This window comes from Pseudomonas sp. NY11955 (genome assembly GCF_048068035.1).
Taxonomy (GTDB): Bacteria; Pseudomonadota; Gammaproteobacteria; order Pseudomonadales; family Pseudomonadaceae; genus Aquipseudomonas.
In genome coordinates this window covers 13,105-25,973 of record NZ_JBLUPS010000003.1, presented here as the reverse complement: position 1 = coordinate 25,973, position 12,869 = coordinate 13,105, and the positions used below count along the sequence as shown (strand labels likewise).

The following is a 12,869-nucleotide window of genomic DNA, read 5'->3' as shown; positions in this document are numbered from 1 at the left end:
CATTTGTAGCCTGTACCAGTCTCTTCGCGGGCATGCCCGCTCCCACAGGTTATACTGCACAGGTCCCGAAGATTATGCAGTACCTGTGGGAGCGGGCGCGCCCGCGAAGAGGCCGGTACAGATCACGGGCGAGCCTTGGGCAATACCGCCAGAAAATTATCCCGAGCCACTTTGTTGGCGACCTCTACTGGCAAGGCATCCAGAAACGGCTTGAAGCCGTGCATCTGCTCCCCCAGGCTATCAAACCGCCCCACCACATCCGACCCCAGCATGAACCGCTCCGGGTACTGCTCGACCAACGCCACCCATTCCTTACGCGGCACGCCCTTGTCATCCAGCAGGTAAGGCTTTAGCACACTCCACGACAGGTCGACGTACAGGTTCGGGTAATCCTCCAGCAACCGCGTCAGCACCGGCAGCAGAAAGTCCATCTGCGTCTGGTGGCGGTGTATCTCCATGCTGCTGCCAGCATGCGCCCAGATGAACCGGGTATGTGGATGATTGCGCAGCGGCTCTTCGATCTCCGCCAGGTACAGCGGGTTGCGCTCGCGCTTGGAGGTGATGTTGGAATGCACGAGCACCGGCAAGTCACGCTCAGCCGCCAGATGGTAGATACGCGTCATGGCCTCGTTGTTGGCACGCGGGGTATCACCACTGGTCAGCGCGGTCAGGTCATCGTGGCGGGTGAACACTTCGCCAATGCCCTGCCATAATCCCGGGTTCATTTCGAGCATACGCTCGATATGGCTGACGGCGTTCTTGTCCACCGGGTTGAAGCCGGTCAGAAACGGATGAAAGCGCTTGCGCTGCTCACTCGATAACGCCTGCAAGGCCGCAGCCACGTAGGTGTCGGTAGCGCTGTACCAGTAAGCATCGGCGTCGTCACCGGCGTAATAGCGCGGGCGTTTGGGCTCGTCTTCGTGCCATTTCTTGGCCACCGGAACCCCGGAAATCATCGAGTGCTCGATGCCTGCGGCGTCCATGGCCTTGAGCAATGCCGGCATACCCTCGCTTTCCTGAAAGAAGTCGACGTAGTGCAGGTGAGCATCACTGTAGCGGTAGTCGCGTGCTTGCGCCGCTTGGCACAGCCAACCAGACAACAACACGCAGGCCAGCGCTCTGGCGATCATGGGCAGCTTCCTTCTACAAGTAGGAAAACTGTAGACCGACCGGTAAACGAGACGGTTCAGCCGAAGCCGGCAAACCGCTATGCTTGGTGCACTTGCACCTCGCCTGGAGCCCACCCCATGAGCAGCCCCCTGATCATCCGCCCGCGCGCCGAATCAGTCGAGGGCCAGCCGATCCTGCGCCCGCTGCCTTCGGCCCAGTGTCGCAGCGTCGGCCCTTTCGTGTTTTTCGATCATATGCTGGAAACCGACTATGCCCCAGGGCATGGCATGGATATCCGCCAGCACCCGCATATCGGCTTGTCGACCCTGACCTACCTGTTCGAGGGAGCAATCCTGCACAAGGACAGCCTCGGCTCGGCGCAGCGGGTGCTGCCGGGTGACGTCAGCTGGATGACCGCAGGCAGCGGCGTGGCCCATGTCGAGCGCACGCCCGAAGATGCCTTGGCACACGGTTCACGCCTGCATGGTTTGCAGGTATGGCTGGCATCCCTGCGTAAATACGAGCAAGGCCCGGCAAGCTACAGCCATCACCCGGCCGCGAGCCTGCCCGTCAGTGACAGCCTGGGGGTACGCATCTGCATGATCGCCGGCAGCGGGTTCTGCCTGGAATCACCGGTGCCAGTGCTGTCCCCTACCCTTTATGCGCAGGTGCGGATGCAGCCGGCAACCACCTTGCTGGTACCGACCGAGCATGCGCAGCGAGCACTGTACCTGCTGGATGGCGAGTTGCAGATGAACGATGCGGACGTGGAGCCGTGCAGCCTGGTGGTACTGCCAGAGGGCGAAGACGTGACACTGTACGCGGAGGGTGAGTGCCAGCTGGTGCTGATTGGCGGGGACCCACTGGATGGACCGCGGCGGATGAACTGGAATTTCGTGGCCAGTGACCCGGAGTTGATCGAGCAGGCCAGGGCACGCTGGGCTGCGAGGGATTGGCCTGTGGTGCCCGGGGAAACCTCCAGGATCGAGCTACCTCGCTGATTTGGGGCCGCCCTGCGGCCCATTCGCGGCACAAGGCCGCTCCTACAGGAGAACGCGTGGTTCGTGGCTTGCACGGTCCTTGTAGGAGCGGCCTTGTGCCGCGAATGGGCTGCAAAGCAGCCCCGCGCACTATCAGCGCTGGAACACTTCAGTCAGCAGGTTATGCATCGACCGGAACGCCCGCTCCGAGGTACGGCGGTCGTACTGCATCTTACCCGGCACATTGGCATTCGGGTCGGTGAACGAGTGCACTGCCCCACCATAGCTCAGCAACTGCCAGTCCACCTTGGCCGCGTTCATCTCGTCCTCGAACGCCGGCAGCTGCTCTTTCGGCACCAATGGGTCGGCAGCGCCATGCAGCACCAGCACCGATCCCTTGATACGCTTGGCATCTTCCGGGTTCGGCGTGTCCAGGGTGCCATGGAACGACACCGCCGCACGCAGGTCGGCGCCGGTACGCGCCAGCTCCAGCGCACAGCAGCCACCGAAGCAAAAGCCGAAGGTTGCGACCTTGCCCGGCTCCAACAGCGCCTTCGACTGCCCCAGCAACTGCGCCAGGGCTTCCTGCATGCGCTTGCGCAGTTCACTGCGATCATTCTTCAACGGCATCATCGCCGCGCCAGCCTCATCGGCGTTGGACGGGCGCACCGATTGCCCGTACAAGTCGGCAATCAGCACCACATAGCCCTTCTCGGCCACTTCCTTGGCAATGCGCTCGGCACCTTCACCAATGCCCATCCAGTTCGGCGCCATCACCAGGCCGGGCTTCGGCAGCGCACCTGGCTCATAGACCAGGCGGCTTTCATAGGTTTTGCCGGACAGGTGATAAACCAACGATTCGACGATTACCTTGCTCATCAAGCACTCCTTAGCTCACCATTAAAAAAGCCCGCCGAAGCGGGCTTTCCTGTGCATCAACTCAAGCAGACAGCTCGACCAGCAGCTTGTTCAGACGACGAACGTACGCCGCCGGGTCCTTCAGGCTGTCACCGGCCGCCAGGGCCGCCTGATCGAACAGGATGTGCGACAGCTCGGCAAAGCGATCTTCGCTCTGCTCGTTGTCCAACTTCTCGATCAGCGGGTGGCTTGGGTTGAACTCGAAGATCGGCTTGGACTCCGGCACTTTCTGCCCACTGGCTTCCAGAATCTGACGCATCTGCAAGCCCAGGTCCTGCTCGCCGATGGCCAGAATCGCCGGCGAGTCGGTCAGGCGGTGCGACACACGCACTTCGGCCACGCTGTCACCCAGCGCGCCTTTCAGGCGCTCGACCAGGCCTTCCTTGTCCTTGGCGACTTCTTCCTGGGCTTTCTTGTCTTCTTCCGAATCCAGCTTGCCCAGGTCCAGGTCGCCACGGGCGACGTCGACGAAGGCCTTGCCGTCGAACTCGTTGAGGTAGCTCATCAGCCACTCGTCGATACGGTCGGTCAGCAGCAGCACCTCGATGCCTTTCTTACGGAAGACTTCCAGGTGCGGGCTGTTCTTGACCTGCGCGTACGACTCGCCGGTGAGGTAGTAGATCTTGTCCTGGCCTTCCTTGGCGCGGGCCAGGTAGTCGGCCAGGGCAACGCTCTGCTCGCCGCTGTCGTCCTGGGTAGAAGCGAAGCGCAGCAGGCCGGCGATTTTCTCCTTGTTGGCGAAGTCTTCGGCTGGGCCTTCCTTCAGCACCTGGCCGAAGTTTTTCCAGAAGCCCTTGTACTGCTCGGGTTCGTTCTTCGCCAGTTTCTCCAGCATGTCCAGCACGCGCTTGGTCAGCGCGGTCTTCATCGAGTCGATGATTGGGTCTTTCTGCAGAATTTCACGCGACACGTTCAGCGACAGGTCGTTGGAATCGACCACACCCTTGATGAAGCGCAGGTACAGCGGCAGGAACGATTCGGCCTGGTCCATGATGAACACGCGCTGCACGTACAGCTTCAAGCCGCGCGGTGCTTCGCGCTGGTACAGGTCGAACGGCGCACGGGCCGGCACGTACAGCAGCGAGTTGTATTCGAGCTTGCCTTCGACCTTGTTGTGGCTCCAGGCCAGCGGGTTTTCGAAGTCATGGCCGATGTGTTTGTAGAACTCCTGGTATTCCTCGTCCTTCACCTCGGTGCGCGAACGGGTCCACAGTGCGCTGGCGCGGTTGACGGTTTCCCACTCTTCGGCCGGCTGCTCTTCACCTTCGGCGCCAGCCTGCTCTTTGGGCAGCTGGATCGGCAGGGCGATGTGGTCGGAGTATTTCTTGACCACGTTGCGCAGGCGCCAGCCATCGGCGAACTCCTGCTCGTCCTTCTTCAGGTGCAGGACGATGCGAGTACCGCGCTGTGGCTTGTCGATGGTGGCGACTTCGAACTCGCCCTCGCCTTTCGACGACCAGTGCACACCTTCGGCTGCAGCCTGGCCAGCACGGCGGCTGTACACGTCAACCTTGTCGGCGACGATGAACGCCGAGTAGAAGCCTACGCCGAACTGACCGATCAGGTGCGAATCTTTCTTCTGGTCACCGGTGAGGTTCTTCATGAAGTCGGCAGTGCCGGACTTGGCGATGGTACCCAAGTGGGCGATCACGTCTTCGCGGCTCATGCCGATGCCGTTGTCCTCGAGGGTAACGGTACCGGCGTCCTTGTCGAAGCTCAGGCGAATCTTCAGGTCGGCGTCGCCTTCGAGCAGCTCTGGCTTGGCCAGGGCTTCGAAACGCAGCTTGTCGGCGGCGTCGGAGGCGTTGGAAATCAACTCCCGCAGGAAGATTTCCTTGTTCGAGTACAGCGAGTGAATCATGAGGTGCAGCAGTTGCTTCACCTCGGTCTGGAAGCCCAACGTTTCCTTTTGTGTTTCCACAGTCATGGTCTTCGAAACTCCGATCTGATGGCAGTGGCGCCTGGCGGCCGATTCGGCCTGCGTTAACGGCGGATGTCATGCAGATGGGGGCTGCCCGGATGATTTCAAGGGCTTTTCCGGTTCGATCTTGAAATGCGCACGGGCCGTGGCAATCGGTGACTGCCTATCGCCCTGCCAAGCGGTGATGGAGACATTGGTCACCCGCCGGCCCTGGCGCCATAGCTGGCACTGGGCATAGGTATCGCGGAAATGCCCGGCGCGCAGGTAGTCGATGGAGAAGTCGATGATTTTCGGAATGCTTGCGCTCTCGCTGTAGATCAGCAGGTACAGCGCTGCCGACAGCTCCATGAAGCCGGCGATCACACCACCATGGATGGCCGGCAGCAACGGGTTGCCGATGTTGTCCGCATTCGCGGGCAGGCGGAACAACAAGTCATCGTCCTGCCGTTCACATTCGATGCCGATCAGCCCGGCATAGGGAATCAGCGCCAGCAATGGCCGATAGTCGCCCACCGCGTGGGCAGCGTTGAGCTGTTGACGAACCGCGCGCGGGATCATGCCTCGCCTCCTTTCAGGCTGTTGCCAAAACGGATGCCGCCCTTGATCTCCTGGCCCAGGCGCATGAAGGTACCCACCACTTGGCAGATGGGCTGCTCGGGATCGTCCTGGTAGGCAGTGCCACGGGTGAAGATCACGTCGCGGGTAACCCGGTAGCATTGGGCATGGCCGTAGATGTCCTTGCCGGCCTCGGCCGGGTGCATGTAGTCGATGCGCAGGTCCAGTGTCGGGCACACTTCGAAGCGCGGCAGCACGCACAACGTGGCCATGCCGCAGGTGGTGTCCATCAGCGTGGTCAGCGCACCGCCATGCACGGCACCGGTCTGCGGGTTGCCGACAATGGCCGGTGACCAGGGCAGGACCAGGGTCATGCCATCGCCATCGGCCTGCGCCACACGCATCTGCAACAGCTGACAATGTTTTAGCGCCGAGAGAAAACGCTCGGCCATTGCTATCAGGGTTGAATCGCTCATTGGCTGTTCTCACCGGCCGCCGCGCAGCGGCATAAATTCGTTAAAAAGTCTATATAGAACACGGCGTTATATATCTGTAACCTTCGCGGAACTTATTCCGCGTAGTTGCACTCGAAGGAACAAGTCACTTATTCCACCAAGGAGAAACACCCCCATGCGTAAACCTTTTGCTTTTGCTCTGATGCTGGCTGCTGCCATGGGCCTGGCCGCTTGCGATAAAGCGAGCGAAGACAAAGCCCAGGACGCACAGCAACACGCCGAGCAAGCCCAGGAAAAAGCGGGCGAAGCTCAGGATAAAATGAACGAAGCCGCCAAGGAAAACGCCGAAGCCGCCAAAGATCAGGCCGAAGCCGAGCAGAAGGCTGCCGAAGAAGCCGCACCGGCTACTCCGGCTCCGGAAGCCGCACCAGCTACCCCGGCCCCAGAAGCTACTCCAGCCGAACCTGCCAAGCAGTAATCGGCTAAAACAAAAAAACCCGACGTTGTCGGGTTTTTTTGTACCTGCAACTTATGGATTAATCGATTCAGTTGCCCGCAGCGGTACTTTCTTTAACCGGCTCGCTGGGCACACTTTCAGTGGGTGTGAACACCATCACATCCAGCACATCCGAATGGAACTCTCGACGGTACAGAATCAACACTACGCCCACACTCATGGCCATGAACAGCCACGGGCTGATGAACCAGCTCAACATGGCCATACCGAAGTAATACGAACGCAAACCGAGGTTGAACTGGTTAGCGGCCAACGACAACACCCGCGCCGCCCGTGATGCGAATGCCTTGCGCTCCAGTTCATTGACCAGCCGCTCGCCGATCATCGGCGCCGACCCCACCAGTACTGCGGCGAAGTTGTATTGGCGCATGCACCAGCTGAACGTGAAGAAGGCGTAGACAAACACCGTGGCCAGGCACAACAACTTGATCTCCGACATGCCTTGAGAGGTCTGCTGCACTAATGGCAGGTCTGCCAGCAATGACAACGCCCGGTCGGAAGCGCCAAGTACGGTAAGGATACCGGCGAGGATGATCAGGGTACTGGAAGCGAAGAACGACGCGTTGCGCTCCAGGTTACCGATCACACTGGCATCGGCAATGCGGTTGTCACGCAACAGCATGCGGCGCATCCAATCTTCGCGGTACAGGTGCAGCACGCTGGCCAAGCACGCGGTGTCGCGGCCCTTCCAGATGGCATAACGGGTATAGCCACCCCAGCACAGGGCGAACCAGGCGACTGCCAGCAGGTTGTTGAGGTTGCTTTGGATGAAATTCATGCAGGGTTCCCGAGATAACCAGGTGCCTAGAGGATAGGGACCGGGTTTCGACGCTGGCAAGCGGCAAAAGGCACACATCCATGTGGATATCTGCATGGCTGTACGGCCTCTTCGCAGCACAAGGCTGCTCCTGCCTTGCTCAGCGCATGACGCAACAAAAAGCCCCGCATCCTCACGGATACGGGGCTTTGCAGTCTGGACCCTTGGCGAGCACCCTTCGGCTTGTGGCCGGTGCCGCCCTCAGGCTTCGACTAATCCGCTCAGGCCAGCGCCTCGCGCGGCTTGCCAAGCATGCGGTCGCAAGCCACGGCGCCAACCAGGGTCACCACCGAAGGCACCAGCCAGGCCAGGCCCTGGTCGCTCAGCGGCAGATGGGCCATGAAGTCCGGCAGCACGTGGGCAATGCTGCTGCCCTTGATTGCGTCAACCATGCCGAACAGCAGCGACACCAGCATTACCGGCGCCAGGATGCGAGTCGGCGAGTTCCACAGGTCCTTCACGAAGCTCAGGCCAACCACCACGATGCAAGGCGGGTAGATGGCGGTAAGCACCGGGATCGAGAACATGATCAGCTTGGTCAGGCCAAGGTTGGAGATCAGCAGCGAGAAGCCGGCCAGGATCACCACCAGTGCACGGTACGACAGCGGCAGGATCTGGCTGAAATACTCGGCACAGGCACAGGTCAGGCCAACCGCGGTCACCAGGCAGGCCAGCGCAATCAGCACGGCCAGGAAGCCGCTGCCCAGCGAGCCGAAGGTGTGCTGTACGTATGCATGCAGAACCGCGGCACCGTTGGTGGCATCAGCCGCGATGTCATGGCTGCCGGCACCCAGGCGGAACAGGCTGACGTACACCAGAGCCAGGCCGACACCAGCGATAAGGCCAGCGATGATGGCGTAGCGGGTGATCAGCTTCGGCGACTCGACACCGCGCGAGCGAATAGCGTTGACGATGACGATACCAAACACCAAGGCACCCAGGGTGTCCATGGTCAGATAGCCATCGGAGAAGCCCTTGGAGAACGCAGCGGCAGCATAGGCAGGCTGCGCCTCGCCAATGGTACCGGCTGGCAGCGCGAAGGCGGCGATACCCAGCACGGCCAAGGCGATGATCTTCAACGGCGCCAGGAAGCGGCCCACCGTGTCGAGCAACTTGCCAGGGTACATGGAAACGGCCAGCACCACGGCGAAGTACACCAGGCTGTAGATGAACAGCGCCAGCGGGCTTTCACCGGTCAGCGGTGCGACACCCACTTCGAACGACACCGTCGCGGTACGCGGGGTGGCGAACAGCGGGCCGACCGACAGGTAGCATACGGCTGCCAGCAAGCCGCCGAAGAACTTGCCGATCGGGCTGCTCAGGGCATCCATGCCGCCACCGACCTTGGCCAGCGCGACCACGGTGATGACCGGCAGACCCACAGCGGTCACCAGGAAGCCCAGGGCCGCCATCCACACGTGCGGGCCAGACTGCAGACCGACGATAGGCGGGAAGATGATGTTGCCTGCACCTACGAAAAGCGCAAACGTCATAAAGCCAAGCGCCAGGATATCCTGGCCTTTGAGAACTTTCATTTAAGGTAGTACCACACTGCTGAAATCGGGATTCGAGAGGGGATTTCCCTTTGGATGAGGGGAAATGCTGCCCGGCTTGATAGGCCAGACCCGTTTAGCGTGTCGTTCCCTTTTGGGGTACGGGCACAGAGTGAACGCGTAGGGTAACCGTTTTGTCACTTAAACGCACTGGCACAGTGCTGCTTGTCCGATGTGCGTACATCCTTGTCGCCTGCACGACTCTGCGTGAGGCCGATTATTCACCGCTTCGGCCGAAGCGTCTGTGCGGAAATTTCCATCACTCCCATCGAAAAGTCTGATTGGCCCCTCCGCTGTGGCCGGCCTTCTCACGGCCGAGGCACCCTGCACTGTCATGCACATGGCAAGCTGACATCAAGGAAATACATCACGATCTTATTCCTGATATGTGCACGCTATCTTGATGACGCACCAACTCCGGTGCATGACAAACCAGAGGTCATCATGAACGAAGAAATCCTCAACATGTCCGGCAACACTGCAAGTGACATTGCCGCCTTCCAGGCTGCACAACCGGCCAACCACGAACTGGCCGTCGTCACCAACGTGGAATGCGGCTCGCAAGGCTGCACCTCGATTCTCTGTGTGGCGGCGTAACCCTGCACTAAAAAATATCACTATCCAATTTCTAATAAGCGCTGGCTATTCCGGCGCATGACAAACCTGAGGTCGTTATGAACGAAGAAATCCTGAACATGTCTGGCGATATAGCAAGCGACATGGCTGCCTACCAAGCTGCACAACCGGCTAACCAGGAATTGGCCGTCGCCACCGTTCTGGAATGCGAAACGTTAGGAGGCTGCACCTCGATGCTCTGTGTAGCAGCTTAACCCTGCTGTAGCCGGGCATTGGGGTTGCTCGTCATTGCCCGGCGCCGCTGAACCCGCAAAACATCGTCAAAGGGCACACTGTGAATACCCCTTCCCTCCCGGTAATTACCTCAAATGAAGAATTGCTGGCACTGTTCAGCGCCAACCTCAAGCTGCTGCACCCCGACGACAGCAACGTGCAGGCATACTTTGGCGTGAGCCGTTCGCAACTGCTCGACCGCATGCGTAATGAACTGAAAGCGGATGGCAATACCGCTTCCAAACCCAGTGCAATAGCGTATCAGGGTGAACTGCAAAAGCTGATGAACATCAGGCTCGGCACTAACCGCCCCTGCAATGCATCGCCATTCTTTTGGTTCGAACAGCGCTTCTATGTGTACTTCCGGCGGTCATTCATTCGCCACCCAGACCTGCCACCTGTCGTTGAATACCTAAACCTGCGGCGCATGCTCGGTGGTGTCAGGCCCTATGTCGTCAACACCGTGCGGCGCATTGCCGAGGCCGCGCTCACCCACGCCCTGAATCTTGGCATTCAACAGAATACGCTCAGTGACCTTGGTGAGTTTTCGGCAGCGCTGAAAAGCAAATCGGGCATCGCCGCCCTTGCCGAAAGTTACCCTGTACTCTTCGATCTGCTGTTTCAAACACTGCAGGACATCAGCGCCTACCTGGTCCGTATCGTCCAGGACTTCAAGGATGACCACGGGCCTCTCAATACCACTTTTGCCGGTGGTGTGGGCAAGATCGAGCACATTACGCTCGGCCTGGGCGACCCCCACGGCAACTACCAGACGGTCTGCGAGATCAACACCTGCCAGCAGGCCTTGATCTACAAACCCCGCAGTAACCAAGAAGCGGCTTTTTACCAGGAAACGCTATCACTGCTGCACACGCTGACCGGCAGTGACTGGTTCCACGCCCATACCCCCAGGTCGCTGGCCCGCCCAGGCCATTGCTGGACGGAGAAAGTCCTGCACCTGCACTGCCAGAACACAACCGAACACGCCCTGTTCTATCACCGGCTGGGCGCACAGATTGCCGTTATCCACGCCCTGAATGGTATCGACTTCCATTTCGAAAACATCATCGCCCACGGCTGCAGCCCGGTGATGATTGACCTGGAATGCCTGTTTACCGCACCGCTGGGAACCGCCGTCGACGCCACCCCGACCCAATCTTCCTTGAAAGAAGCGCTGCAAACCGTACGTGACTCGGTCTTTGCCAGCGGCTTCGTGCCTTTTGCCCAGCATGCCGGGAACGATGTAAGCGGCCTGACGCCCCAGTGCCGTTTCAGCATTCATGTGAATACGCTGGTTCATGAAAACGGCTTCTATCACCTGCGCAAAATCAGCAAAGATCATGACGCAGCCATTACCCACCAGCCTTTCCCAGCAGACAGCGGCCTGACTGCACGGCACTATCTTCCAGCATTGCTGGAGGGCTTTGACTTCGCCTATGACGCCATCAGTCACCACAAGCATCAGCTGGCGAAGCACCTGGATCAGCACGCTGAACAGCTCACCACACGCTTGCTGATAAAGAACACCCAGCGCTACGTCGATTTCCTTGCAATGAGTTTGCACCCACGCTTCTTGCAAAGGCGGATGGACCGCGAACTGCTGCTTGCCACGCTTTGGTCTGAAGCCAACGGCAACCCACTGAAGGAAGCGGCATTCGAGCCAGAGATCGATGAACTTAGACGCCTGAACATTCCGCGCTTCACGCTGCAGATCAGCAATGCCTTGTTCAGGCCTTCAGTGAACACCGATGCGTTTCTCACGCTTGAGCGAAGCGCTTTGCAAGCCTGCCGCAGCAAGATGCTAGGTTTCTCCCCTACCAGCAAAAGCCTGCAGCGTGCGGTACTGGGTAAATGCCTATCACCTTGTGCCGTCAGCCATTTACCGATGAACATCGCACATACTCGCCACTCGGCAATCGGCCTGGCCCCAGGGGAAGCGCTACACGGCGCAGAAACCATCGCGCAGCGCCTGCGGCAACTGGCAATCGAAGGCGACGACGGCGGCCTGCGCTGGTTGGCATTCAAGATCCATCACACGACGCAAAAGCACTACCTGACCGTGATGAACAACGACCTGTATTCCGGCATGGCTGGCATTGGGCTGTTCTACCTGGGGCTGTACCGCGTCACAGCCAACCCCGCCTACCTGAACATGACCGATCGGATCATCACCTCTATCGCGCAAACACAACAGCACTTCAACAGCGACAACGACCTTAGCGCCTTCCAGGGCCTCGGTGGCTACTTCTACCTCGTCTGGCACCGCATGATGCTGGCGCCAACCGAGGCTTATGACCAGCAGTTGGCGGCATTGACGACGGCCCTATGCGCGCCACCTACCGAGAGTTGCGACAGCGACCTCATCGCCGGAAGTTGCGGAATTCTCAGCCTGCTCAGCGCAATCCACAGGCATGCACCACAGGGGCAACTTGAACAGGCGATCAAGCAACGCGTTCAACACATCCGCAGCGCACTGCAACCGACGGCAAACGGCGCGCTGCGGAATCGCGACGGCTCACCCGCGCTCAGCGGCCTGGCGCATGGCATTTCTGGCGCAGTGCTGTCGCTTTGCAAGGCCTATGAAGCGACACACGACAACCAGATCATCGCCCTGGCCGAACAATTCGTATGCGCCGAGAATACCCTCAAGCAGGATGGCAGCTGGCTCGACCTGCGTGAGTGCCGCACCTCGCAGAGCATGAGCAAATGGTGCCATGGCGATGCGGGCATACTGCTTGCCAGGCAGGCAGTGGTCTCGAGCATGGGCGAGCGACTTTCGCCGGCCTTCATGAGTGAAATACAGGCCGATATCGAATGCTGCCTCAGCAACCTCGACAGCCACGGCCTGGGAAGCGGCTATGGCTTGTGCCATGGCGACTTCGGTAACTTGATGTGCTTGCAAACCTTCTATCGCACACGTGGCGATACCGTCGCCCTGGAGAAAACGCACCAACTGCTGGGCGCCACCCTGCGTGATTTTCTCGGCAACCCGGCGATTGCCGACGACAGTCACCCCGAACTGGGGTTGATGACTGGAATCTCCGGCATCGGTTACTGCCTGCTCAAACAACTCGATCCAGCACTGCCGGACGTGCTGTCACTGGATTTGACAGCAAGCCTCGCTCCCGCCTGATACGCCTGAAAAAACAAAGGCCACCCGAAGGTGGCCTTTGTCTGCGTGGGGGGTGTAGCAA

12 protein-coding genes are annotated in these 12,869 nt (G+C 59.7%); 5 read left to right on the top strand and 7 right to left on the bottom strand.

All coding sequences use genetic code 11. The features are described from left to right. Positions 1 to 122: 122 nt before the first annotated feature. Positions 123 to 1,130, bottom strand: coding sequence for an amidohydrolase family protein (locus ACNFBR_RS05880; protein WP_416734045.1), 1,008 nt, complete (start codon positions 1,128 to 1,130; stop codon positions 123 to 125). 117 nt (positions 1,131 to 1,247) lie between these two features. Here ACNFBR_RS05880 and ACNFBR_RS05875 point away from each other — a divergent pair, with 117 nt between their 5' ends. After that, the gene (locus tag ACNFBR_RS05875; protein WP_416734044.1) at positions 1,248 to 2,111 is read left to right on the top strand and encodes a pirin family protein; all 864 of its coding nucleotides are present in this window, start codon (positions 1,248 to 1,250) and stop codon (positions 2,109 to 2,111) included. A gap of 132 nt (positions 2,112 to 2,243) precedes the next feature. Here the strand turns inward: ACNFBR_RS05875 and ACNFBR_RS05870 are convergent, their stop codons facing one another. The 4 genes from ACNFBR_RS05870 to ACNFBR_RS05855 all read right to left on the bottom strand — a co-directional run bounded on the left by ACNFBR_RS05870 (position 2,244) and on the right by ACNFBR_RS05855 (position 5,960). Continuing rightward, the gene (locus ACNFBR_RS05870) at positions 2,244 to 2,969 is read right to left on the bottom strand and encodes a dienelactone hydrolase family protein (protein ID WP_012273344.1); all 726 of its coding nucleotides are present in this window, start codon (positions 2,967 to 2,969) and stop codon (positions 2,244 to 2,246) included. 61 nt (positions 2,970 to 3,030) lie between these two features. Then, positions 3,031 to 4,935, bottom strand: a complete 1,905-nt coding sequence (gene htpG, locus ACNFBR_RS05865) for a molecular chaperone HtpG (protein ID WP_416734043.1) — start codon at positions 4,933 to 4,935, stop codon at positions 3,031 to 3,033. Positions 4,936 to 5,004: 69 nt separating this feature from the next. After that, positions 5,005 to 5,487, bottom strand: coding sequence for a PaaI family thioesterase (locus ACNFBR_RS05860; RefSeq protein ID WP_416734042.1), 483 nt, complete (start codon positions 5,485 to 5,487; stop codon positions 5,005 to 5,007). Beyond that, the gene (locus ACNFBR_RS05855; protein WP_416734041.1) at positions 5,484 to 5,960 is read right to left on the bottom strand and encodes a PaaI family thioesterase; all 477 of its coding nucleotides are present in this window, start codon (positions 5,958 to 5,960) and stop codon (positions 5,484 to 5,486) included. Before ACNFBR_RS05855 ends, ACNFBR_RS05860 begins: the two co-directional genes overlap by 4 nt. Positions 5,961 to 6,114: 154 nt before the next feature. Between ACNFBR_RS05855 and ACNFBR_RS05850 the strand changes: the two genes are divergently transcribed. Then, positions 6,115 to 6,417, top strand: coding sequence for a hypothetical protein (locus ACNFBR_RS05850; protein WP_012273348.1), 303 nt, complete (start codon positions 6,115 to 6,117; stop codon positions 6,415 to 6,417). A gap of 67 nt (positions 6,418 to 6,484) precedes the next feature. Here ACNFBR_RS05850 and ACNFBR_RS05845 read toward each other — a convergent pair whose 3' ends face one another. Both ACNFBR_RS05845 and brnQ read right to left on the bottom strand, forming a co-directional pair. After that, a complete protein-coding gene (locus tag ACNFBR_RS05845; protein WP_416734040.1) occupies positions 6,485 to 7,234 on the bottom strand; it encodes a DUF599 domain-containing protein in 750 nt (249 codons plus the stop codon). A 260-nt stretch (positions 7,235 to 7,494) separates the two neighbouring features. Beyond that, positions 7,495 to 8,808: a branched-chain amino acid transport system II carrier protein gene (gene brnQ, locus ACNFBR_RS05840; protein ID WP_416734039.1), complete on the bottom strand. Its 1,314-nt coding sequence runs from the start codon at positions 8,806 to 8,808 to the stop codon at positions 7,495 to 7,497. A 462-nt stretch (positions 8,809 to 9,270) separates the two neighbouring features. On the opposite strand from brnQ, the gene ACNFBR_RS05835 reads away from it, so the two are divergent. The 3 genes from ACNFBR_RS05835 to lanM all read left to right on the top strand — a co-directional run bounded on the left by ACNFBR_RS05835 (position 9,271) and on the right by lanM (position 12,808). Further along, positions 9,271 to 9,423 (top strand): hypothetical protein, encoded by a 153-nt coding sequence (locus ACNFBR_RS05835; protein ID WP_416734038.1) that lies wholly within the window; start codon positions 9,271 to 9,273, stop codon positions 9,421 to 9,423. Between the two features lie 77 nt (positions 9,424 to 9,500). Then, the gene (locus ACNFBR_RS05830; RefSeq protein ID WP_416734037.1) at positions 9,501 to 9,656 is read left to right on the top strand and encodes a hypothetical protein; all 156 of its coding nucleotides are present in this window, start codon (positions 9,501 to 9,503) and stop codon (positions 9,654 to 9,656) included. Between the two features lie 80 nt (positions 9,657 to 9,736). After that, on the top strand, positions 9,737 to 12,808 hold the full coding sequence (gene lanM, locus ACNFBR_RS05825) for a type 2 lanthipeptide synthetase LanM (protein WP_416734036.1): 3,072 nt from the start codon (positions 9,737 to 9,739) through the stop codon (positions 12,806 to 12,808). The last annotated feature ends 61 nt before the right edge of the window (positions 12,809 to 12,869 follow it).

Coding starts and splice junctions, on each gene's coding strand:
- ACNFBR_RS05845 (WP_416734040.1), bottom strand. CDS start 7,234: ATGAATTTCATCCAAAGCAACCTCAACAACCTGCTGGCAGTCGCCTGG.
- ACNFBR_RS05870 (WP_012273344.1), bottom strand. CDS start 2,969: ATGAGCAAGGTAATCGTCGAATCGTTGGTTTATCACCTGTCCGGCAAA.
- ACNFBR_RS05855 (WP_416734041.1), bottom strand. CDS start 5,960: ATGAGCGATTCAACCCTGATAGCAATGGCCGAGCGTTTTCTCTCGGCG.
- ACNFBR_RS05880 (WP_416734045.1), bottom strand. CDS start 1,130: ATGATCGCCAGAGCGCTGGCCTGCGTGTTGTTGTCTGGTTGGCTGTGC.
- ACNFBR_RS05850 (WP_012273348.1), top strand. CDS start 6,115: ATGCGTAAACCTTTTGCTTTTGCTCTGATGCTGGCTGCTGCCATGGGC.
- brnQ (WP_416734039.1), bottom strand. CDS start 8,808: ATGAAAGTTCTCAAAGGCCAGGATATCCTGGCGCTTGGCTTTATGACG.
- ACNFBR_RS05835 (WP_416734038.1), top strand. CDS start 9,271: ATGAACGAAGAAATCCTCAACATGTCCGGCAACACTGCAAGTGACATT.
- ACNFBR_RS05875 (WP_416734044.1), top strand. CDS start 1,248: ATGAGCAGCCCCCTGATCATCCGCCCGCGCGCCGAATCAGTCGAGGGC.
- ACNFBR_RS05830 (WP_416734037.1), top strand. CDS start 9,501: ATGAACGAAGAAATCCTGAACATGTCTGGCGATATAGCAAGCGACATG.
- htpG (WP_416734043.1), bottom strand. CDS start 4,935: ATGACTGTGGAAACACAAAAGGAAACGTTGGGCTTCCAGACCGAGGTG.
- ACNFBR_RS05860 (WP_416734042.1), bottom strand. CDS start 5,487: ATGATCCCGCGCGCGGTTCGTCAACAGCTCAACGCTGCCCACGCGGTG.